Here is a 19,571-nt window from a genome sequence, read left to right on the forward strand (position 1 = left end):
CATGAACGCCAAGCGCCCTGCCCGCGCGGCGCCCGCCCTGGATTCACCCGCGCCCGCTGCCTGCCAGGCCTATTGCTACACCGACCTCGACCTGAACGCCTCGACCGAAAACGTCCTGGCCGACGAAGTCGCCCTGGCCATTGCCTACAACGGCATCAGCCAGGCCGTGATGCTCGTCAGCCCCACCGACCTGGAAGACTTTATCGTCGGCTTCAGCCTCGGCAGCGGCATCATTCAGGACGCCGCCGAAATCTATGACATTCAATTGAGCGGCTGCGGTTCGGCGCAACAGGCCCAGGTACAGATCGCCAGCCGGGCGTTCTGGAACCTCAAGCAACAGCGGCGGCAGATGGCCGGTACCACAGGCTGCGGCCTGTGCGGCGTGGAAGCGATTGAACAGGCCCTGCCTGAACTCACCTCACTGCCCGGCGCCCCGCTGCCACCGGCGGCCTGGCTCGGAGGCCTGCGCCAGCGCATCGGCGCCTTCCAGCCCCTGGGCCAGCACTGCGGGGCGGTACACGCGGCAATCTTCATGGATGCCCAGGGCGAGTTGCTGCTGGGCCGCGAAGATATCGGCCGGCACAACGCCCTGGACAAACTGATCGGCGCGCTGATCCGCCAGAACATCGCCACGGCCGGCGGCCTGGCCATTGTCACCAGCCGCTGCAGCCTGGAGTTGATCCAGAAAGCCCTGCGCGCCGGGATCCAGACCCTGGTCAGCCTGTCTTCGCCCACCGGCCTGGCCCTGCAATGGGCCCGCCGGCACAACCTCAACCTGATCCACCTGCCGCAGCACAGCGCACCGCGGGTCTACAGCCCCGCGATGGAGAAGCCAGCATGAGCATTCACCACCAAGCCGACCAAACCCCGGCCCCGCGCTACAAACCCTACAAGGGCCCGGCCGGTGGCTGGGGCGCGCTGATCAGCGTGGCGCAGGCCTGGTTAACCAGCGACAACGCGCTGAAGAACCTGCGCATGATGCTCAAGACCAACCAGAACGGCGGCTTCGACTGCCCGGGCTGCGCCTGGGGCGATTCGCCGGAAAGCGGCCTGGTCAAGTTCTGCGAAAACGGCGCCAAGGCAGTCAACTGGGAAGCCACCAAGCGCCGCGTCGACGCCGCCTTCTTCGCCAAGCACAGCGTCAGTGCCCTGCTCGAACAAAGCGACTACTGGCTCGAATACCAGGGCCGGCTGACCGAGCCGATGCGCTATGACCCGGCGACCGATCGCTATGTGCCCATCGGTTGGGACGCGGCCTTCGCCCTGATCGCCAAGCACCTGCTCAACCTGGCCAGCCCCAGCCAGGCCGAGTTCTATACCTCGGGCAGGGCCAGTAACGAAGCGGCCTACCTCTATCAATTGTTTGTCCGCGCTTTTGGCACCAACAACTTTCCCGACTGTTCGAACATGTGCCACGAGGCCAGCGGCGTCGCCCTGGCGCAAAGCATCGGGGTGGGCAAGGGCACGGTAACCTTCGATGATTTCGAGCACGCCGACACGATTTTCGTCCTCGGCCAGAACCCCGGCACCAACCACCCGCGCATGCTCGAGCCCCTGCGCGAAGCGGTGAAACGCGGCGCCCAGGTGATCTGCGTCAACCCGCTCAAGGAGCGCGGCCTGGAACGTTTCCAGCACCCGCAGCATCCGCTGGAAATGCTCACCAATGGCGATCGACCAACCAACACCGCATATTTCCGCCCGGGCCTGGGCGGCGATATGGCGCTGCTGCGCGGCATGGCCAAGTTCCTGCTGGAGTGGGAACGCGAAGCCCAGCGCGCCGGGGCGCCGGCCGTGTTCGACCATGATTTCCTCAATGAGCACACGGCCAATGTGCTGGAGTACCTGGCGGTCGTCGATGCGACACCGTGGGAGCAGATCGTCGCGCAATCGGGGCTGCCCCTGGTCGAGATCGAACAAGCCGCACGCATGTACCTCAAGGGCAAGAGCGTGATCATGTGCTGGGCCATGGGCATCACCCAGCACCGCCACTCGGTGCCGACCATCCAGGAAATCGCCAACCTGATGCTGCTGCGCGGCAATATCGGCCGTCCCGGCGCCGGCCTGTGCCCGGTACGTGGCCACAGCAACGTGCAGGGCGACCGCACCATGGGCATCAACGAACGCCCACCGGTGGCGTTTCTCGATGCCCTGGAGCGACGTTTCCAGTTCAAGGTGCCGCGTGAGAACGGGCACAACGTGGTCGAGGCCATCCACGCCATGCTCGATGGCCGGGCCAGGGTCTTTATCGGCCTGGGCGGCAACTTTGCCCAGGCGACCCCGGACAGCCCGCGAACCTTCCAGGCCCTGAGCAACTGCGACCTGACGGTGCAGATCAGCACCAAGCTCAATCGCAGCCACCTGGCCCATGGCAAGGAAGCGCTGATCCTGCCGTGCCTGGGTCGTACCGATATCGACCGCCAAGCCGAGGGCCCGCAGGCCGTGACCGTGGAAGATTCGTTCAGCATGGTCCATGCCTCCAATGGCCAGTTACAGCCGTTGTCGAACCAGATGCGCTCGGAACCTGCGATCATCGCCGGCATTGCCGCGGCCACCCTGGGCGCGCAACCGGTGGACTGGAACTGGCTGGCAGCCGACTACGGACGGATTCGCAACCTGATTGCCGACACCATTCCCGGCTTCAAGGACTTCAACCAGCGTCTCGAACATCCGGGCGGTTTCTACCTGGGCAATAGCGCGGGCGAGCGGCGCTGGAACACGCCGTCGACACGAGCCAATCTGCGCGCCAATCGCCTGCCCGATGACCTGATCCACGAACGCACCCACGCCACCGGCAAGACGCCGGACCTGATCCTGCAATCCATGCGTTCCCACGATCAGTACAACACCACCATCTATGGACTCGACGACCGCTACCGTGGGGTCAAGGGCCAGCGCAACGTGCTGTTCGTCAATGAAGCGGACATCATCCGCCTGGGCTTCAAGCCGGGGCAGAAGGCCGATATCGTCTCGCTCTGGGAAGATGGCCGCGAACGTCGGGTCAAGGGTTTTACCCTGCTGGCGTTCGATATTCCGGCAGGCCAGGCGGCGGCTTATTACCCTGAAGTAAACCCGCTGGTGCCACTGGAGAGCGTGGGCGACGGCAGCTCCACGCCGACCTCGAAATTTGTCGCGATCCGCCTGGAAGCGTCCAGCGAGACTGGGCTGATCCTGACAAAGGCGAGCTGATCGACAGCAAAGTGCGTAACGGCTGGCCGATGATCAGCCTGTTGCTGCACGGCGTCCAGCACAGCGAGCGGGAGGGTCGGACGCTGGTCAAAGACAGTCGGAAGTGGCTGGGCGGCCGTCAGCGATGTAAAGCGACAGAAGCGCTGCAGTGAGATGAAAAGCACTGCCGCTTAAAGCGATAAGAGCCATGCGAATGCTTGGATTCAAGTGCTTTACGACCCGCCAAAACCAACTAAGTTCCCTAGTAAAAACAATAACTTAGTAAATTGTGTACAAGTCGTGCTACTCGTCGGAATTCGATTGTCACAATCTTCCTCTCGCCTCAGGATCGCGCCGTCATCCCTTAGAGGCTCCCCTATGAAGTTCTCCTCGATTCTCTTGTTGTCCCTCACCCTGGCCAGTGGCGTTGCTTCGGCCGGCGGTACCACCGAAGCCGGTGTAGGCGGCGCATTGGGCGGGGTGCTCGGCTCGGTCGTCGGCCAGCAGATCGGCGGTTCCACCGGCTCGGCCATCGGCGCCGGCCTGGGCGGCGCAGCAGGTAGCGCCGTCGGCGCGGACAAACGCAGCCGTGGCGAAGCCGCCATTGGCGGGGCACTGGGCGCTGCTGGCGGCAACGTGGTCGGACGCAGCATGGGCGGCAGTACCGGCAGCCTGATCGGTGCCGCCGCCGGCGGTGGCGCCGGTGGTGCGCTGGGCAACTACATGGGCAACAAGAGCGACGCCGAAGACCGTCACTACCGTGACCGCGACAACCGTCGCTACTACCGTGACGACCGCCGTGGCCGTGGCCACGCCTACGGCCACCGCAAGCACAAGCGCCACTGATATCCCGGCGCTAGCGCGAGGCGCGCTTCAGCTCAATGCCTGAAGCGCCTCGCGCAACGCGGGTGGAATATCCACCGGCCGATTCGAAGCGCGCTCGACAAAAACATGCACGAAACGCCCCGCCGCACAGGCCTCCGCCTCCCCCGCCTTGAATACCGCCAACTCGTACTGCACCGAACTGTTGCCCAGCTTGCCGACCCGCAGGCCGACTTCGATACATTCGGGAAAGGCGACCGAGGCAAAGTAGTCGCAAGCTGAACTGACCACGAAGCCCACGACCTCGCCCTCATGAATATCCAGCGCGCCGCGTTCGATCAGGTAGGTATTCACCGCCGTGTCGAAAAAGCCGTAGTAGGTGACATTGTTCACATGGCCATAGACATCGTTGTCGTGCCAGCGCGTGGTGATCGGCTGGAAGTGACGGTAGTCGGCGCGCTGCGGCAAGGAATCGGGCATGAGGGCAAATCTCGCAAGTAAACGACCAGAAAAGGCACGACAGCTGCGCCGCCGGACGCTGCCTCGCGGCAGCGGGCTACAGCCAGGCCGGATCAGGCGCGAGCCAGCTCCGGCAGGTCGCCGCTCAGGCCCAGGGCCTGGCGCACAAACAGGGCCTTGGCCTCAGGCAGGCGATCGACCAGTTTCAAACCGCTATTGCGCAACCAGCGCAACGGCAGCGGATCGGCCTGGAACAGGCGCTCGAAGCCTTCCATCGCGGCCATCAGCGCCAGGTTATGGGGCATGCGTCGACGTTCAAAACGGCTCAGCACCCGCAGATCCGCCAGGCGCTCACCCCGCTCATGGGCATGCAGCAGCACTTCAGCCAGCACCGCCGCATCGAGGAAACCGAGGTTGACGCCCTGCCCGGCCAGCGGATGGATGGTGTGGGCCGCATCACCAATCAGGGCCAGACCTTCGGCCACATAGCGCTTGGCGTGCCGCTGGCGCAGCGGCACACATAACCGTGGGTCGGCACTGAGCACCTGGCCCAGCCGGCCTTCGAAGGCCCTTTCCAGCTCGGCGCAGAAAGTCGCGTCATCCAGGTCCATCAAGCGCTCGGCCTGTTCGGGGGTGGTCGACCAGACAATCGAACACCACGCCTGGCCGCCATCGCGCGCCAGCGGCAAAAACGCCAGCGGGCCGTCATCGGTGAAGCGCTGCCAGGCTGTCAGTTTGTGCGGCTGTGAGCATTGCACGCTGGTGACGATGGCGTGGTGCAGATAATCCCATTCGCGGGTCGGCGTACCGGTCAGGCGTCGTACGGCCGAATGGGCGCCGTCGGCGGCAATCACCAGGGGCGCGCGCAGGGCCCGGCCATCGGCCAGGGTCAGCAACCATTCATCGCCGGAGCGACGCATCTGTTCCAGCCGGGCATTGGCCAGCAGGCCCATGTCGCAATCGTGCAGGCGTTCGAGCAGGGCATCCTGGACCACCCGATTCTCGACGATGTGCCCGAGCGCCTCGGCATGCACGCTGGCGGCCGAGAAGTGGATCTGCCCGGTGCCACTGCCGTCCCAGACCCGCATGTCGGCATAAGGGCTGGCGCGGCGTGCAACGATGCCATCCCAGGCCCCCAGGCGGTCAAGGATGCGCTGGCTGGCCGCCGACAATGCACTGACCCGTGGCTCAAAGGCCAAATCGGGGTCGAAGGGCTTGACGCTCAACGGCCCGCCATCGAGCAGCAGCACTTGCAGGCCGCTGTCACGCAAGGCCAGGGCCAGGGCGCTTCCGACCATACCGGCTCCGACAATCAGCACATCCGCGCGCATTTCCATGTTCTAGGCCTGTCTCGCTGGCGGCTTGCGCCGCACGTAAAGGGTTTTCTCGACCCGGGCAATCAGCGTGCCCTGGCCGTCATGGATATCCACCGTCAGCACCGGCAGGTATTTCTCGCCGCTGGCAGTGCGCTGGCGAACCTCGTCGAGCAGCGTCTGGTCGATGCTGAACTCGGCGAACACCGGGCCTTTGCCCGGGGCGATAAAGTCGATATTCGCCGCCTTGTCCCAGACGGTGTAGTCGCGCCCCAGATTCTCCATCAGCATCAGCATGAAGAACGGGTCGACCATCGAGTACAGGCTGCCGCCAAACTGGGTGCCGACGTAATTGCGGTTGTACCAGCCCAGGCCCATGCGCACGCGAGCCTGGCAGAAGTCCGCACTGATCGACTGAATGCGCACGCCAGCGCCCAGGTATGGCGGGTAGCAGTTGAGTACCCAGCGCAGCAGGCGGGCCTTGCCGAACGTCCGGTTGAACCACTCAAGCATCGGGACGCGTCCCCAGGCCCATGGCCTGGCGAGCAAACCAGCGCTTGGCCGGTGGTAACAGATCGAGGCCGAGCAGGCCGATATTGCGCCCCAGGGCCACCAGCGGCTGGGCATTGCCGAACAGTCGAGTGACCTGGTCGGAAAAGCCGACCGTGAGCTTCTGATCCATTTGCTGGCGCGCCTGGTAGGCCTGCAACGTGGCGAAGTCGCCCAGCGGCGCGGCGCTGCCCAACAACGCCTCGGCCAAGGCCTGGGCATCGCGCAGGGACAGGTTGAAGCCCTGGCCGGCAATCGGATGCAGGCTATGGGCAGCATTGCCGAGTACGGCCAGATGGGGGCGGACCTGCTCTTCGGCCTCCACCAGGGTCAGCGGATACAAGTGCCGGGCACCGACCTGGCGCAGGGTGCCGAGGCGATAGCCGAATACCCCCTGCAGCTCGCTGAGGAAACTGCGTTCATCGAGCGCGGCCAGGCGCTGGGCGTCCATCCCCAACCGGGTCCAGACCAGCGCACAGCGGTTGTCCGCCAGTGGCAGCAGGGCCATGGGGCCTTCATCGGTAAAGCGCTCGAACGCCATGCCGTCATGGGCTTCGCTCGGGGTGATATTGGCGATCAGCGCGCTCTGGTTATACGGCCGCTGGCGCACGCCGATGCCCAACTGCTCGCGCAATCCGGAGCGACCACCATCGGCCAGTACCGCCAGGTCGCAGTCCAGCGTGGTTTCGTCGTCGAGTGTCAGGCGGTAGCCGTCTTCGAGCGGCTGCATGTGGCTGACTTCGGCCGGGCAGCGCCAACTGATGACCTCCGCGTCCAGTCCCTGCCAGAGGCACTGACCCAGCCAGGCGTTCTCCACCACGTAGCCGAGGGCCGGCACGCCTTCTTCCATGGCCGACAAACGCGCCGTGGAGAAACGGCCGCGGTCGGACACATGGATCTGTTTGATCGGTTCGGCGCGCTGGGCGATGGCCTGCCACAGGCCGAGGCGCTCGTAGATCTGCCGCGCCCCGTAGGACAGCGCCGAAGAGCGGGCGTCGTAGCTGGGCTGGTAGCTGTTGCCGGGCGCGAAGGGCTCGATCAGCACGATCTTCCAGCCGCGCGCCTTGGCCCCCGCCTGCAGGGCCAGGGCCAGGCTGGCGCCGACCAGGCCGCCACCGATAATCGCCAGGTTGACCCGGCTCATGCCGCGTGGACCTGTGCCGCGGCCATCAGGGCTTCGATCTCGGCGACCGACTTGGGGGCGCCAAGGGTCAGGATTTCACAACCGTTTTTGGTCACTACCACGTCGTCCTCAATGCGCACGCCAATCCCGCGCCATTTCTTCGCCACGTTGAGATTGTCCGGAGCAATGTAGATCCCCGGCTCCACCGTCAGCGCCATGCCGACTTCCAGCACCCGCCACTCGCCGCCGACCTTGTACTCGCCGACATCGTGTACATCCATGCCCAGCCAGTGACCGGCACGGTGCATGTAAAACGCCTTGTAGGCCTCGCTGGCGATCAGTTCGTCGACCTCGCCCTGCAACAAGCCCAGCGCCACCAGCCCGGTGGTGATCACGCGCACCGTGGCTTCGTGGGCCTGGTTCCAGTGCTTGTTCGGGGCAATCTCGGCAAAGGCCGCCACCTGGGACGCCAGCACCAGTTCATAGATCGCCTTCTGCTCCGGGCTGAAACGGCCATTGACCGGCCAGGTGCGGGTGATGTCGCTGGCATAGCAGTCGATCTCGCAACCGGCATCGATCAACACCAGATCGCCATCCTTGAGCGGCGCGTCATTCTGCTGGTAATGCAGAATGCAACCATTGCGCCCGGCCGCCACGATGGAACCGTAGGCCGGCATCTTGGCCCCGCCCTTGCGAAACTCGTAGTCGAGCTCGGCTTCCAGGCTGTACTCGTACAACCCGACGCGGCTGGCCTGCATGGCCCGGATATGGGCCTGGCAGGAAATCCGTGCCGCCTCGCGCATCACCTTCACTTCTGCCGCCGATTTATACAGGCGCATATCGTGAAGCAGATGATCCAGGGCAACGAATTCGTTCGGCGGTTGCGCGCCCAGATGGGCCTTGGAGCGGATCACATTGATCCATTCCATCAGGTGGCGATCGAACTCGGCATTACTGCCCATGGCCGAGTAAACCCGGTCACGACCTTCAATAAGGCCGGGCAGGATGTCGTCGATGTCATTGATGGGGAAGGCATCGTCGGCGCCGAAATCACGGATCGCACCTTCCTGGCCGGCGCGCAGGCCGTCCCAGAGTTCGCGCTCGGCATTGCGCTCGCGACAGAACAGCACGTACTCGCCATGGGCCCGGCCGGGTAACAACACGATCACGGCCTGGGGCTCGGGGAAACCGCTGAGGTACTGGAAGTCGCTGTCCTGTCGGTAGACATGCTCGACATCGCGATTGCGGATCGCCACGGCGGCGGCCGGCAGGATCGCGATGCTGTTGGGCTCCATCTGCGCCATCAGCGCCTTGCGACGGCGGGCGTACTCCGTTTTGGGGATATGGATCATGGGCAGATGGCTCCCTGGGGACAATCAGTGCAACGAAGGCTTGGGCGCAGCGGCAGTCGCTTTGTTGACTTCGGTGAACAGCAGCAACGGCGCGACGCGCAGGTACTCCATGACTTCCATATAGTCGCTTTCGCCGTCGTCGGACTCTTCGAGGGCATCCTGGACCTGGGCAATGGCCGCCAGGTCCTGCAGGACCTCGGTGGCTTCGCCGCTCAGGGCGTTGGCGCGGTAGGTCAGCCCGAAGCCGGCCAGGAAGCCTTGGCACCACTGGCCCAGGGCGGCGGCACGTTCGGCCAGCGGCGCGTCATCGGTCGGCAGGAGCAGCACGACGGTGATGTCGTCACCGGTCAACTCACCCTTGACCATTTCCTGCAGGCCGATCAGCGCATTGCGCACATTGTCCTGGGGCTCGCCTTCGAGCAGCTCGGCGGCATCGACCAGCCAGCTGTCGTGATCGAAACCGGCACCGCCACAACTGCGACCCAGCAACAGGCCGTGCAGCTCGGCAGGAGAGACGGGATGGCCGCTGGAAGTCAGCAGGGTGGCGAAAGCGTTGTACGGGGAATTCTGAGTGGGCATGGGCAGCTAGGCGCCAGGCGGCGCTATGTCTAGAATGAAGGGCTTGTATCGTAGGGCGTGTGCTCGCGCATTGCCAGTGCTGCGTTGCCCGCCCCGTGCACCACAATCATCGACAGACGCGCCAGCTATGCCGGCCGTCGACTCGCCTGGCCGTTGCCAGCCATCAGACCTATTCAGTGGCCCCCTATGGAAGACTCCGACCTGCAAGCGCTGATGGCCCGACTCGAACTGCTAATTAAGCGGGTCGAGCAACTAAAGAGCCAAAACGGACTCCTATTAGCTCAGGAAAAAACCTGGCGCGAGGAACGCGCTCACCTCATTGAAAAAAACGAAATCGCCCGGCAAAAGGTCGAATCGATGATTTCGCGCCTCAAGGCCCTGGAGCAAGACTCATGAGTTCAAGCAATAGCGTTACCGTGCAGATCCTCGACAAAGAGTATTCGATCATCTGCCCCCAGGAAGAGCGCAGCAACCTGGTGAGTGCCGCCCGTTATCTGGACGGCAAAATGCGCGAGATCCGCAGCAGCGGCAAAGTCATCGGCGCCGACCGGATTGCCGTGATGGCCGCGCTGAATATCACCCACGACCTGCTGCACAAGCAGGAGCGCCCAGACACCCCGACGAGTGGCACGACCCGCGAACAGGTGCGTGACCTGCTCGAGCGCGTGGATCTGGTCCTTTCCAGCGATCAGGAACCAACCCAGGGCTGAATACAGATTGGCATTGGGGTATACTCCCATCACTCCCTGGGGTGCTTGCCAGTTGACGATGTCCCTGAGCCGATTCGCACTACCCTGGAAGTTGCACGTTGGGCCGGTGTGCATGTCCGCTAGACGGAAAGCCTTAACGCCTACTGCATCTTCCGCCTTGAACTTTCGGGTTCAAGGGCTAAGTTAGCAGCGGTTCATCCGGGGAGCCTGAATACACAGACAATGCCAGCCGCAAGGCTGGCATTGTCGTTTCTGGCCACCAGACTTCTGGCCCGCCATAAATGGCGCTACGCTGTGCATCTCCAGCCGCCTCGCGATAGCCCCGAGCCATGAATCACCCGCCGTCCCGCCCGCAACTTCGCCGCCAACTGCGCCAGGCGCGCCGTGCACTCACCCCCTGCGAACAACGCCAGGCGGCACGCGGACTGTACCGGCAACTGGCACAGCACCCGCTGTTTCGCCGGGCCCGCCATCTCTCGCTGTACTTGCCCACCGACGGCGAAATCGATCCGCGCCTGCTCCTGCGCGAAGCCCAGCGTCGGGGCAAGGCCGTCTATCTGCCGGTGCTCAGCGCCTGGCCACGGACCAAGATGGTCTTCCAGCGCTTGCGCCCCGGGGAAAAACTGCGGCGCAATCGTTTCCGGATTCTCGAGCCGCGGGTCAACCCGGCGCGTCAACGCAAAGTCTGGGCACTGGACCTGGTGCTCCTGCCCTTGGTCGGTTTCGATGAGCAGGGCGGGCGCCTGGGCATGGGCGGCGGTTTCTACGACCGCAGCCTCGCCTATCAGGCACGGCGCAGCACCTGGCGCCAACCGCGATTGCTGGGCCTGGCTCATGAATGTCAGAAGGTCGATGCGCTGAACCAAGCCAGCTGGGATGTGCCGCTACAGGGAACCGTGACCGACAGGCGCTGGTATGGGCCGCAATAGGGGATAGCGCGGCCCGTGCGCTTAGCGCGTAGGCGTTTGAATCTGCTGCTGTTGGACAATGGCCACGGGGGCCTGCGGCTTGCTGGCCCAAAGGCTTTGCGCGTAGCCGGTGGTGACCACGCCCAGGCCGAACAAAATGACCAGAATCCACAGTAAATCCGGTTTGCGTTTCATCGATTGCCCCCCTAGGCATGTCGCACACGATGACAGCAACGGTTTCAATTATTAGGCCGTGCAGCAGCGTCAAGCTTAAAATTTCGGCATTCTGCGGCAACGCGAACTGACACGCAAATACTGACGTCAACCGACTGTCGGTTTGTCATAAAATTGCCAGACAACTGATCCAGCACCCCTTTGAACACACCTTTAAGGAGAGCAGTAATGGCCTATTGGCTAATGAAATCCGAACCGCAAGAGCTCTCCATCGAGGGCCTGCAAACGCTCGGAACTGCACGCTGGGATGGCGTACGCAACTATCAGGCGCGCAACTTCCTGCGAGCCATGGCGGTGGGCGACCTCTTCTTCTTTTACCACTCCAGTTGCCCCGAGCCGGGGATCGCCGGTATTGCTCGGATTGTCGAAGCGGCCTACCCGGACCCCACGGCCCTGGACCCGCAAAGCGTTTATCACGACCCCAAGGCCACCCCGGAGAAAAACCCCTGGAGCGCCCTGCAGGTCGAACACGTCGAAACCTTCAAGCGGGTTCTGGGCCTGGGTTATCTGAAACAACAGGCGGTGCTGGCCAATATGCCTTTGGTGCAAAAAGGCAGCCGCCTGTCCGTGATGCCGGTCACCCCTGAAGAATGGGCAGCGATCCTGGCGTTGCGCTGAAACCTGGGATGTAGCCTCCAGGCACACAAGAGAACTCATGGGTCACGCCCCGCTCGGAGCCATTCGGGTGTAGGCTTGGTCATCATTTGATCGGTATCAATTTATTTCGCAAATTGACCGCTCAAAATAGGACGCTACTGAAGCAGGAAGCCGTAATGTCGATGAATCACCGTACCTCCAGTCTTTTCGCCATCCCATTGGTCGTTCTGCTACTGGCCGCCGGCGGTTTCGGTTACTGGAAATCGCTTCACGACCGCCTCCCCGAAGGCCTGAGCATGGGCAACGGGCGCCTTGAGGCCACCGAAGTCCAGATCGCGACCAAAACCCCGGGCCGCCTGGCTGAAGTGCGCGTCAACGAAGGCGACAAGGTGCTCAAGGGCCAGTTGCTGGCCCGGATCGACACCCGCACCCTCGAAGCCCAGCGCAACCAGGCCGAAGCCGAAGTGCTGCGCGCCCGGGAGAACTTCGCCGCCGCCCAGGCCAATGTGCAACTGCGCCAGAGCGAGCTGCTGCTCGCCGGCCAGGAACTCAAGCGCATCCGCGAGTTGTCCCAGCGCGGCTATGCCAGCCGCCAGTTGCTCGACCAGCAACAAGCCCGGTTCGACACCAGCAATTCCGCCCTGGTGGCCGCCAAGGCCCAGGTCGCGGCGGTCCAGGCCGCCATCGGTGCCGCCCAGGCCCAGGTCGCCCAACTGACCAGCGAGATCGACGACGCCAGCCTGCGCGCGCCCATCGACGGCGTGATCCAACTGCGTCTGGCCGAGCCTGGCGAAGTCCTCGGCGCCGGTGGCCGGGTCCTGCTGCTGATTGATCCGAGCGACCAGTACATGAACCTCTATCTTCCCGCTGCAGTGGTCGGCCGCCTGACGGTGGGTGACGAGGCGCGGATTGTCCTCGATGCATTGCCCGACCAGGCCCTGCCGGCAAAAATCAGCTTTGTCGCAGCCAAGTCCCAGTTCACGCCCAAAGAGGTGGAGACCCGCGACGAGCGCCAGAAACTGGTGTTTCGCGTCAAGGTGCGCCTGACCGATCCGAACGCCGTGCCGCAGGCCAAGCCGGGCATGCCGGGTGCTGGCTATGTGCGCACCGCCCCCGTGGACTGGCCGGCTAACCTGCAATGAGCGCCCTGGCCCTGCACGCCAGCGGCCTCAACCACCGCTATGGCAAGCAACAGGCACTGATCGACATCGCTTTCGAGCTGCCCGCCGGTACCCGCTGCGGGCTGATCGGCCCGGACGGTGCCGGCAAGTCGAGCCTGCTGGGATTGATCGCCGGGGTGAAGAAACTCCAGCAGGGCGAGCTGCAAGTGCTTGGCGGCTCGATCGACCAACGCCGCCACCGCAACAGCCTGTACCCGCGCATCGCGTTTATGCCCCAGGGCCTGGGCGGCAACCTCTACCCGGAACTGTCGATCAACGAGAACATTCGCTTCTTCGCCACCCTGTTCGGGCTGTCGAAGGCCGAATGCGACCAGCGCATGCGCAACCTGCTCAAGGCCACTGACCTGGAGCGCTTTGCCGAACGGCCCGCCGGCAAACTGTCCGGCGGCATGAAGCAGAAGCTCGGCCTGTGCTGCGCGCTGATCCACGAACCGGACCTGCTGATCCTCGACGAGCCCACCACCGGGGTCGACCCACTGTCGCGCCTGCGCTTCTGGGAGCTGGTCAACGATGTCCGGCGCCAGCGCCCGCAACTGACCCTGCTCGTGGCCACGGCCTATATGGAAGAGGCCGAGCAATTCGAACATTGCCTGATGCTCGACCGCGGCAAGTTGATCGCCGCCGGCCTGAGCCGTGAGCTGGCGGCCAGCACGCCGAGCGGCAAGCTCGACGAGGCCTTTACCCACTTCCAGGGCGATAGCGCCCACAACGCCGAGCCGCTGGTGATCCCGCCCCGCGACAGCAGCCAGCAGGACATCGCCATCGAGGCGCACGACCTAACCCTGCGCTTTGGCGACTTCACCGCCGTGAACAAGGTCAGCTTCGCCATCGGCCGCGGCGAGATCTTCGGCTTTCTGGGCTCCAACGGCTGTGGCAAGACCACCACCATGAAGGTCCTGACCGGCCTGATGCCGGCCACCGAGGGCAGCGCCAGCCTGCTGGGCAACCCGGTCAACGCCAAGGACCTGGCCACACGCAAGCGCGTGGGCTTTATGTCCCAGAGCTTCTCACTCTATGGCGAACTCAGCGTACGGCAGAACCTGGAGCTGCATGCCCGGCTGTTCGACCTGGACAAGGCCCAAAGCGGCCCGCGCATCGAGGAACTGATCCAGCGCTTCGACCTCGGCGACGTCGCCGACCAGCAGTCCGGCGCCCTGCCCCTGGGCCTGCGTCAGCGCCTGTCGCTGGCGGTGGCCGTGCTGCATCGCCCGGAAGTATTGATCCTCGATGAACCGACCTCGGGCGTCGACCCGGCAGCACGGGACGATTTCTGGCGCCTGCTGATCGAGCTGTCTCGCGAGCAGGGCGTGACGATCTTCCTCTCGACCCATTTTATGAACGAGGCCCAGCGCTGCGACCGCATTTCGCTGATGCACGCCGGGCGCGTACTGGCCTGCGATACGCCGGCCGCGTTGCAGCAACAGTTCGCGGGCGAAACCCTGGAAGCGGCGTTTGTCCGTTGCCTGGAGCAGGCCCAGAACAACCCCGATGCCGCCCCCGAGGCGGCCTTGGCGGAGCAACCGGTCGCCGCCGCGCCGATCTCGCCCGGCAATGGCGGCTTCAGTCCGGCCCGTCTACTGGCCGTGGCCAGCCGCGAAGGCAAGGAGCTGCTGCGCGACAAGGTGCGGATGGCCTTTGCCTTGCTGGGTGCACTGTTCATGATGGTGATCTTTGGCTTCGGGATTTCCCTGGACGTGGAAAACCTCGCCTTCGCCGTCTACGACCAGGACCAGTCGCCGCAAAGCCGCGCCTATCTGGAAGCGTTTCGCAGCTCGCGCTATTTCGACGAGCGTCCGCCGATCAGCAGTGCAAGCGAATTGCACAAACGCCTGCAGCGCTCGGATATCAAACTGGCCCTGGAAATCCCGCCGGGCTTTGGCCGCGATCTCTATGCCGGACGCCAGCCGACGGTCGCCGCCTGGCTCGATGGGGGCATGCCGTTTCGGGCCGAGACCAGCCGCAATTATGTGGAAGCGGTCCACCAAGCCAACCTGGAACAACTGGCCGCGCAAAGCAGCCCGGCCCAGCGCCAGGGCGCTGCGGCCAAACTGGAAACCCGCTTTCGCTACAACCAGGACGTGGTCAGCGTCAATGCCATTGGCCCCGGCGTGATGGCCCTGATCCTGGCCTTTATCCCGGCGATGCTCACCGCGCTGGGGATCGTGCGGGAAAAGGAACTGGGTTCGATCACCAACTTCTATGCCACGCCCCTCACCCGCCTGGAGTTCCTGCTGGGTAAACAGGCGCCCTACCTGGCCGTCAGCCTGGTCAACCTGGCGCTGCTGGTGGCAATGAACCGCTGGCTGTTTGGCGTACCGTTCAAGGGCAGCGCACTGACCCTGGCCCTCGGCGGCCTGCTCTATGTACTGGCGACCACCAGCATGGGCCTGCTGATCTCGGCCTTCACGCGCACCCAGATTGCCGCGATCCTCGGCACCATGATCATCACTAGCCTGCCGACCATCCAGTTCTCCGGGCTGATCGTGCCGCGTTCATCCCTCGACGGTACCGCAGCGCTGATGGGCATGCTGTTTCCCGCCGGGCATTTCCTCGATATTGCCGTCGGTACCTTTACCAAGGCTCTGGACCTACGACAGCTGTGGCCGCAGTGCCTGGCGCTGTTCGGGTTCTTTGTCGCGTTTACCGGGCTGAGCCTGATCATGCTCAAGAAGCAGGAGGCCTGATGCAGCAACTTGCCCATATCCTGCGCCTGGGTCTCAAGGAACTGACCAGCCTGCGCCACGACAGCGTCCTGCTGCTGTTTCTGTTCTACGCCTTCAGCGTGGCGATCTACATGCCCGCCGCCGGCTCGGTGATCGGCGTGCACAACGCCAGTGTCGCCATCGTCGACGAAGATCACAGCCCCCTGTCGCGTCAGCTCGCCGAGGCCCTGCAACCCCCGGAGTTCCAGGCACCGGCCCCGCTGCCCTATGACCAGTTGGACCAGGCCATGGACAGCGGCCAGTACACGTTCGTGATCAATGTACCGGTCAACTTCCAGTCCGACCTGTTGGCCGGGCGTGAGCCGAGTCTGCAGGTCAACGTCGACGCCACGGCGATGAGCCAGGCCTTTATGGGCGCCGGCTATATCGGTCGGATCTTCCAGCGCGAACTGCTGGAGTACAGCGGCCAGGCGAACGCGGCAAGCCAGACCCCGGTGCAATTGACCAGCCGGGCGCTGTTCAACCCGAACCTGGAGGGCGGCTGGTTCCTGGCGGTGATCCAGATCGTCAACAACATCACCATCCTGGCCATTGTGCTGACCGGCACCGCGCTCCTGCGCGAACGCGAACACGGCACCCTTGACCATCTGCTGGTGCTGCCGTTGACGGCACTGGAAATCATGCTGGCAAAAATCTGGAGCAATATGCTGGTCGTGGTGCTGTGTACCTGGGTCTCGCTGGAGGTGATCGTCAAGGGCGCTCTGGGCGTGCCGCTGGCCGGCTCCCTGGGACTGTTCCTGCTGGTGACCGCGCTGTATCTGTTTGCCAGCACCGCCCTGGGTATATTCCTCGCGACCCTGGCCCGCTCGACACCGCAGTTCGGCCTGCTGGCAATCCCGGTGATTATCCCGATGCTGCTGTTGTCCGGCGGCAGCACGCCGCTGGACAGCATGCCCGAATGGCTGCAATGGGTGATGCAGGGCTCGCCCTCGACTCACTTTGTCAGCCTGAGCGCGGCGATCCTGTTCCGCGATGCAGGGGTCAATGTGGTCTGGCCCGACCTGCTGGCGCTGGCGGGCATCGGCCTGGTGTTCTTTTCCATTGCCCTGGCGCGGTTCCGCAAGAGCCTGGCGTCCTGAGCCGACCCGCTGTCATGTAGGCGCGAGCCCGCTCGCGTCTACACACAGCACCGGATCAGAGGGCTTTTTCGAAGATCTTCGAATTACGCTGGTAGTTGTACAGCGACGCCCGTGCGCTGGGCAGGCGTTCGACGCTGCTCGGCACAAAGCCACGCTCGCGGAACCAGTGGGCAGTACGGGTCGTCAGCACGAACAGGGTCTTCAAGCCCTGGGCCCGGGCCCGGGTCTCGATCCGTTCGAGCAACTCATCCCCGCGCCGGCCATGGCGATACTCGGGATTGACCGCCAGGCAGGCCAGCTCGCCCGCGTCGGAGTCAGCGATCTGGTACAGCGCCGCACAGGCGATGATCATCCCTTCGCGCTCGACCACACTGAACTGCTCGATCTCGCGCTCCAGCACTTCGCGCGAGCGCCGCACCAGGATGCCTTGCTCTTCCAGCGGGCTGATCAGCTCCAGCAGGCCGCCGACATCCTCGATGGCGGCTTCGCGCACCAGTTCGAACTGTTCCTGGGCCACCAGCGTACCGCCGCCGTCACGGGTAAACAGCTCGGTCAGCAGCGCGCCATCTTCGGCATAGCTGACGATATGGCTACGCGCCACGCCGCCCCGGCAGGCTTCGGCCGCCGCATCCAGCAACTCGGCCTGGTAGTCCGCGCCCAGGCGCTGCAAATGCGCCGGCACCTGTTGCGGACGCAGCTCGCGAACCAGCCGGCCGGTTTCATCGAGCAGGCCCGGGGCGGCGCCGAACAGCAGCAGTTTATCGGCGCCCAGATCAATGGCCGCGCGAGTCGCCACGTCTTCGCAGGCCAGGTTGAAAATCTCTCCGGTCGGCGAATAACCCAACGGCGACAACAGGACGATAGAGCGCTCGTCCAGCAACCGGTTGATCCCCTTGCGGTCGACCCGGCGGACTTCACCGGTATGGTGATAGTCGACGCCTTCGAGGACGCCAATCGGACGGGCTGTGACCAGATTGCCGCCGGCCACGCGCAGGCGCGACCCCTGCATCGGCGAGGACGCCATATCCATGGACAGCCGTGCCTCGATGGCGATGCGCAACTGACCGACCGCATCGATCACACACTCCAGCGTCGCCGCATCGGTAATGCGCAGGCCATGATGGTAATGAGGGATCAGGCCGCGGCTGGCCAGGCGGCTTTCTATCTGCGGGCGCGAGCCGTGGACCAGCACCAGGCGCACGCCCAGGCTGTGCAGCAGCACCAGGTCATGGACGATATTGCCGAAGTTGGGGTGCTCCACACCGTCGCCGGGCAGCATGACGACAAAGGTGCAGTCGCGGTGGGCATTGATGTAGGGCGAAGCGTGACGAAGCCAATTGACGTATTCGGGCATAACCTGAAGAACCTGTAGAAAGAACAGCCTGTAGAAAAACAAACGAAATGCGAAAACTCACAGCAGGCTGCTGGTTATCGTCGAAACAGGCTTGGCGACACGCTCGTGCTCCTTCATCTATACGGGTGGCTTTACCGGACATTTACCGGTGTCAGGCAGTAATGCTCAATCAGATCACGCAATAACTGCACGGTAGGCTGCAAACGTGACATTTGCAGGTATTCCCCCGGCTGGTGGGCGCAGGCGATATCGCCAGGGCCGAGCACCAGGGTCTCGCAGCCAAGACGCTGAAGATAAGGTGCTTCGGTGCCGAACGCCACTGCTTCGGCGCGATGACCGGTGAGCTTTTCGGCAATCCGCACCAGCTCGACATCCTCCGGCTGCTCGAAAGGCGGCACTTCCGGGAACAACGGCGCGTAGTCGATCTGCACCTGATGACGCTCGGCCACCGGCACCAGTTTCTCGCGAATGGCCGCGCGCAGCGCCTGCGGGTCCATGCCTGGCAGCGGGCGCAGGTCGAATTCCAGGGAACATTGGCCGCAGATCCGGTTGGGGTTGTCGCCACCATGGATACAGCCAAAGTTCAGTGTCGGCTGTGGCACGCTGAACTGTGGGTTGTGAAACTCGCGCTGCCAGAGCAGGCGCAGGCCGCGCAGCTCACCCATGGCATCGTGCATGGCCTCCAGGGCGCTATGGCCCAGGCGCGGGTCCGAAGAGTGGCCGCTGCGCCCAAGAATATCGATACGCTCCATCATCACGCCCTTGTGCAGGCGAATCGGCTTGAGCCCGGTCGGCTCGCCGATCACCGCCGCCCGGCCCAGCGGCCGGCCCGCCTCGGCCAATGCCCGGGCGCCGGCCATGGAGCTTTCTTCGTCGCAGGTTGCCAGGATCAGCAGGGGCTGCTTGAAAGGTTGGCCCAGCAAGGGCCGCACGGCCTCGATGACCAGGGCGAAAAAGCCCTTCATATCGCAGCTGCCCAGGCCGACCCAAAGGCCGTCGACTTCAGTGAGCTTCAGCGGATCGGTCTGCCACAGCGCTTCATCGAACGGCACCGTGTCGCTGTGCCCGGCCAGCACCAGGCCGCCGGGACCGCTGCCAAAACTGGCCAGCAGGTTGAACTTGCCGGGGCTGACCGGCTGGATATCGCAGGTGAAGCCCAGATCGCCCAGCCAACTGGCCAGCAGATCGATCACCGGGCGGTTGGACTGATCCAGGTGAGCCTGGGTGCAACTGACCGAAGGCCGGGCAATCAGTGCAGCGAACTGTTCCTTCATGGTCGGCAATGGCATGCAATCTCTCCCGGGCGGATCGAAAAATAGCGTAACACTCGGCCTCGCCTCAGCCGCTGCGGTCCATCATAGGGCCATCGTCCGCCAGGATTAAAGCCTGGCGACGCGCCATCCCGACATGTCCTGTACACTGC

Annotated in this window: 19 protein-coding genes and 1 other RNA gene; 11 read left to right on the plus strand and 9 right to left on the minus strand. The window is 64.1% G+C overall.

The window, feature by feature from the left end:
- The first annotated feature begins 1 nt into the window (after nucleotide 1).
- The 3 genes from fdhD to NPS46_RS09775 all read left to right on the plus strand — a co-directional run bounded on the left by fdhD (nucleotide 2) and on the right by NPS46_RS09775 (nucleotide 4,011).
- Nucleotides 2-841, plus strand: a complete 840-nt coding sequence (gene fdhD, locus NPS46_RS09765; RefSeq protein ID WP_274106583.1) for a formate dehydrogenase accessory sulfurtransferase FdhD — start codon at nucleotides 2-4, stop codon at nucleotides 839-841.
- Nucleotides 838-3,186 (plus strand): FdhF/YdeP family oxidoreductase, encoded by a 2,349-nt coding sequence (locus tag NPS46_RS09770; RefSeq protein ID WP_274106585.1) that lies wholly within the window; start codon nucleotides 838-840, stop codon nucleotides 3,184-3,186. The genes fdhD and NPS46_RS09770 overlap by 4 nt, the downstream gene beginning before the upstream one ends.
- A 357-nt stretch (nucleotides 3,187-3,543) precedes the next feature.
- Nucleotides 3,544-4,011, plus strand: a complete 468-nt coding sequence (locus NPS46_RS09775) for a YMGG-like glycine zipper-containing protein (protein ID WP_274106587.1) — start codon at nucleotides 3,544-3,546, stop codon at nucleotides 4,009-4,011.
- A gap of 27 nt (nucleotides 4,012-4,038) precedes the next feature.
- Here NPS46_RS09775 and NPS46_RS09780 read toward each other — a convergent pair whose 3' ends face one another.
- The 6 genes from NPS46_RS09780 to NPS46_RS09805 all read right to left on the minus strand — a co-directional run bounded on the left by NPS46_RS09780 (nucleotide 4,039) and on the right by NPS46_RS09805 (nucleotide 9,362).
- Nucleotides 4,039-4,467 (minus strand): acyl-CoA thioesterase, encoded by a 429-nt coding sequence (locus tag NPS46_RS09780; protein WP_274106589.1) that lies wholly within the window; start codon nucleotides 4,465-4,467, stop codon nucleotides 4,039-4,041.
- 92 nt (nucleotides 4,468-4,559) lie between these two features.
- The gene (locus NPS46_RS09785) at nucleotides 4,560-5,777 is read right to left on the minus strand and encodes a 2-octaprenyl-3-methyl-6-methoxy-1,4-benzoquinol hydroxylase (RefSeq protein ID WP_274107112.1); all 1,218 of its coding nucleotides are present in this window, start codon (nucleotides 5,775-5,777) and stop codon (nucleotides 4,560-4,562) included.
- Between the two features lie 9 nt (nucleotides 5,778-5,786).
- The gene (locus NPS46_RS09790; RefSeq protein ID WP_274106591.1) at nucleotides 5,787-6,272 is read right to left on the minus strand and encodes a DUF4442 domain-containing protein; all 486 of its coding nucleotides are present in this window, start codon (nucleotides 6,270-6,272) and stop codon (nucleotides 5,787-5,789) included.
- Nucleotides 6,265-7,452 carry a 2-octaprenyl-6-methoxyphenyl hydroxylase gene (ubiH, locus tag NPS46_RS09795; protein WP_274106593.1) on the minus strand — a complete coding sequence of 396 codons (1,188 nt, stop codon included), beginning with the start codon at nucleotides 7,450-7,452 and terminating at the stop codon, nucleotides 6,265-6,267. Before ubiH ends, NPS46_RS09790 begins: the two co-directional genes overlap by 8 nt.
- Nucleotides 7,449-8,783, minus strand: coding sequence for a Xaa-Pro aminopeptidase (gene pepP / locus NPS46_RS09800; protein ID WP_274106595.1), 1,335 nt, complete (start codon nucleotides 8,781-8,783; stop codon nucleotides 7,449-7,451). The genes ubiH and pepP overlap by 4 nt, the downstream gene beginning before the upstream one ends.
- Before the next feature lie 24 nt (nucleotides 8,784-8,807).
- Nucleotides 8,808-9,362, minus strand: coding sequence for a YecA family protein (locus tag NPS46_RS09805; protein ID WP_274106597.1), 555 nt, complete (start codon nucleotides 9,360-9,362; stop codon nucleotides 8,808-8,810).
- A 186-nt stretch (nucleotides 9,363-9,548) separates the two neighbouring features.
- Here NPS46_RS09805 and NPS46_RS09810 point away from each other — a divergent pair, with 186 nt between their 5' ends.
- The 4 genes from NPS46_RS09810 to NPS46_RS09825 all read left to right on the plus strand — a co-directional run bounded on the left by NPS46_RS09810 (nucleotide 9,549) and on the right by NPS46_RS09825 (nucleotide 11,001).
- Nucleotides 9,549-9,758 carry a TIGR02449 family protein gene (locus tag NPS46_RS09810; RefSeq protein ID WP_274106599.1) on the plus strand — a complete coding sequence of 70 codons (210 nt, stop codon included), beginning with the start codon at nucleotides 9,549-9,551 and terminating at the stop codon, nucleotides 9,756-9,758.
- Entirely contained in the window at nucleotides 9,755-10,072 is a 318-nt protein-coding gene (locus NPS46_RS09815) for a cell division protein ZapA (RefSeq protein WP_274106601.1), read from the plus strand. Before NPS46_RS09810 ends, NPS46_RS09815 begins: the two co-directional genes overlap by 4 nt.
- Nucleotides 10,073-10,102: 30 nt before the next feature.
- Nucleotides 10,103-10,281: non-coding RNA, 6S RNA (ssrS, locus tag NPS46_RS09820), on the plus strand.
- A 120-nt stretch (nucleotides 10,282-10,401) separates the two neighbouring features.
- Entirely contained in the window at nucleotides 10,402-11,001 is a 600-nt protein-coding gene (locus NPS46_RS09825; RefSeq protein ID WP_274106603.1) for a 5-formyltetrahydrofolate cyclo-ligase, read from the plus strand.
- A 21-nt stretch (nucleotides 11,002-11,022) separates the two neighbouring features.
- Here NPS46_RS09825 and NPS46_RS09830 read toward each other — a convergent pair whose 3' ends face one another.
- Nucleotides 11,023-11,175, minus strand: a complete 153-nt coding sequence (locus NPS46_RS09830) for a hypothetical protein (protein WP_274106605.1) — start codon at nucleotides 11,173-11,175, stop codon at nucleotides 11,023-11,025.
- A 207-nt stretch (nucleotides 11,176-11,382) separates the two neighbouring features.
- Here NPS46_RS09830 and NPS46_RS09835 point away from each other — a divergent pair, with 207 nt between their 5' ends.
- The 4 genes from NPS46_RS09835 (at nucleotide 11,383) to NPS46_RS09850 (ending at nucleotide 16,794) form a co-directional block, all read left to right on the plus strand.
- Nucleotides 11,383-11,832, plus strand: a complete 450-nt coding sequence (locus NPS46_RS09835; protein WP_274106607.1) for an EVE domain-containing protein — start codon at nucleotides 11,383-11,385, stop codon at nucleotides 11,830-11,832.
- Between the two features lie 155 nt (nucleotides 11,833-11,987).
- Complete coding sequence (locus NPS46_RS09840) at nucleotides 11,988-12,953, plus strand: HlyD family secretion protein (RefSeq protein WP_274106609.1); 966 nt, start codon at nucleotides 11,988-11,990, stop codon at nucleotides 12,951-12,953.
- The gene (gene rbbA / locus NPS46_RS09845; protein WP_274106611.1) at nucleotides 12,950-15,676 is read left to right on the plus strand and encodes a ribosome-associated ATPase/putative transporter RbbA; all 2,727 of its coding nucleotides are present in this window, start codon (nucleotides 12,950-12,952) and stop codon (nucleotides 15,674-15,676) included. The genes NPS46_RS09840 and rbbA overlap by 4 nt, the downstream gene beginning before the upstream one ends.
- Complete coding sequence (locus NPS46_RS09850) at nucleotides 15,676-16,794, plus strand: ABC transporter permease (protein WP_274106613.1); 1,119 nt, start codon at nucleotides 15,676-15,678, stop codon at nucleotides 16,792-16,794. The genes rbbA and NPS46_RS09850 overlap by 1 nt, the downstream gene beginning before the upstream one ends.
- Nucleotides 16,795-16,849: 55 nt before the next feature.
- Here the strand turns inward: NPS46_RS09850 and argA are convergent, their stop codons facing one another.
- Together argA and argE are read right to left on the minus strand one after the other, a co-directional pair.
- Nucleotides 16,850-18,148, minus strand: coding sequence for an amino-acid N-acetyltransferase (gene argA / locus NPS46_RS09855; protein WP_274106615.1), 1,299 nt, complete (start codon nucleotides 18,146-18,148; stop codon nucleotides 16,850-16,852).
- A gap of 131 nt (nucleotides 18,149-18,279) precedes the next feature.
- Nucleotides 18,280-19,437 (minus strand): acetylornithine deacetylase, encoded by a 1,158-nt coding sequence (gene argE, locus NPS46_RS09860; protein ID WP_274106616.1) that lies wholly within the window; start codon nucleotides 19,435-19,437, stop codon nucleotides 18,280-18,282.
- Between the last annotated feature and the right edge of the window lie 134 nt (nucleotides 19,438-19,571).

This window comes from Pseudomonas putida, from assembly GCF_028682395.1.
Classification (GTDB): domain Bacteria; phylum Pseudomonadota; class Gammaproteobacteria; order Pseudomonadales; family Pseudomonadaceae; genus Aquipseudomonas; species Aquipseudomonas putida_AB.

What these genes read in the sequence shown, in the direction of transcription:
- fdhD (WP_274106583.1), top strand. Translation starts at nt 2, where the DNA reads ATGAACGCCAAGCGCCCTGCCCGCGCGGCGCCCGCCCTGGATTCACCC.
- NPS46_RS09770 (WP_274106585.1), top strand. Translation starts at nt 838, where the DNA reads ATGAGCATTCACCACCAAGCCGACCAAACCCCGGCCCCGCGCTACAAA.
- NPS46_RS09775 (WP_274106587.1), top strand. Translation starts at nt 3,544, where the DNA reads ATGAAGTTCTCCTCGATTCTCTTGTTGTCCCTCACCCTGGCCAGTGGC.
- NPS46_RS09780 (WP_274106589.1), bottom strand. Translation starts at nt 4,467, where the DNA reads ATGCCCGATTCCTTGCCGCAGCGCGCCGACTACCGTCACTTCCAGCCG.
- NPS46_RS09785 (WP_274107112.1), bottom strand. Translation starts at nt 5,777, where the DNA reads ATGCGCGCGGATGTGCTGATTGTCGGAGCCGGTATGGTCGGAAGCGCC.
- NPS46_RS09790 (WP_274106591.1), bottom strand. Translation starts at nt 6,272, where the DNA reads ATGCTTGAGTGGTTCAACCGGACGTTCGGCAAGGCCCGCCTGCTGCGC.
- ubiH (WP_274106593.1), bottom strand. Translation starts at nt 7,452, where the DNA reads ATGAGCCGGGTCAACCTGGCGATTATCGGTGGCGGCCTGGTCGGCGCC.
- pepP (WP_274106595.1), bottom strand. Translation starts at nt 8,783, where the DNA reads ATGATCCATATCCCCAAAACGGAGTACGCCCGCCGTCGCAAGGCGCTG.
- NPS46_RS09805 (WP_274106597.1), bottom strand. Translation starts at nt 9,362, where the DNA reads ATGCCCACTCAGAATTCCCCGTACAACGCTTTCGCCACCCTGCTGACT.
- NPS46_RS09810 (WP_274106599.1), top strand. Translation starts at nt 9,549, where the DNA reads ATGGAAGACTCCGACCTGCAAGCGCTGATGGCCCGACTCGAACTGCTA.
- NPS46_RS09815 (WP_274106601.1), top strand. Translation starts at nt 9,755, where the DNA reads ATGAGTTCAAGCAATAGCGTTACCGTGCAGATCCTCGACAAAGAGTAT.
- NPS46_RS09825 (WP_274106603.1), top strand. Translation starts at nt 10,402, where the DNA reads ATGAATCACCCGCCGTCCCGCCCGCAACTTCGCCGCCAACTGCGCCAG.
- NPS46_RS09830 (WP_274106605.1), bottom strand. Translation starts at nt 11,175, where the DNA reads ATGAAACGCAAACCGGATTTACTGTGGATTCTGGTCATTTTGTTCGGC.
- NPS46_RS09835 (WP_274106607.1), top strand. Translation starts at nt 11,383, where the DNA reads ATGGCCTATTGGCTAATGAAATCCGAACCGCAAGAGCTCTCCATCGAG.
- NPS46_RS09840 (WP_274106609.1), top strand. Translation starts at nt 11,988, where the DNA reads ATGTCGATGAATCACCGTACCTCCAGTCTTTTCGCCATCCCATTGGTC.
- rbbA (WP_274106611.1), top strand. Translation starts at nt 12,950, where the DNA reads ATGAGCGCCCTGGCCCTGCACGCCAGCGGCCTCAACCACCGCTATGGC.
- NPS46_RS09850 (WP_274106613.1), top strand. Translation starts at nt 15,676, where the DNA reads ATGCAGCAACTTGCCCATATCCTGCGCCTGGGTCTCAAGGAACTGACC.
- argA (WP_274106615.1), bottom strand. Translation starts at nt 18,148, where the DNA reads ATGCCCGAATACGTCAATTGGCTTCGTCACGCTTCGCCCTACATCAAT.
- argE (WP_274106616.1), bottom strand. Translation starts at nt 19,437, where the DNA reads ATGCCATTGCCGACCATGAAGGAACAGTTCGCTGCACTGATTGCCCGG.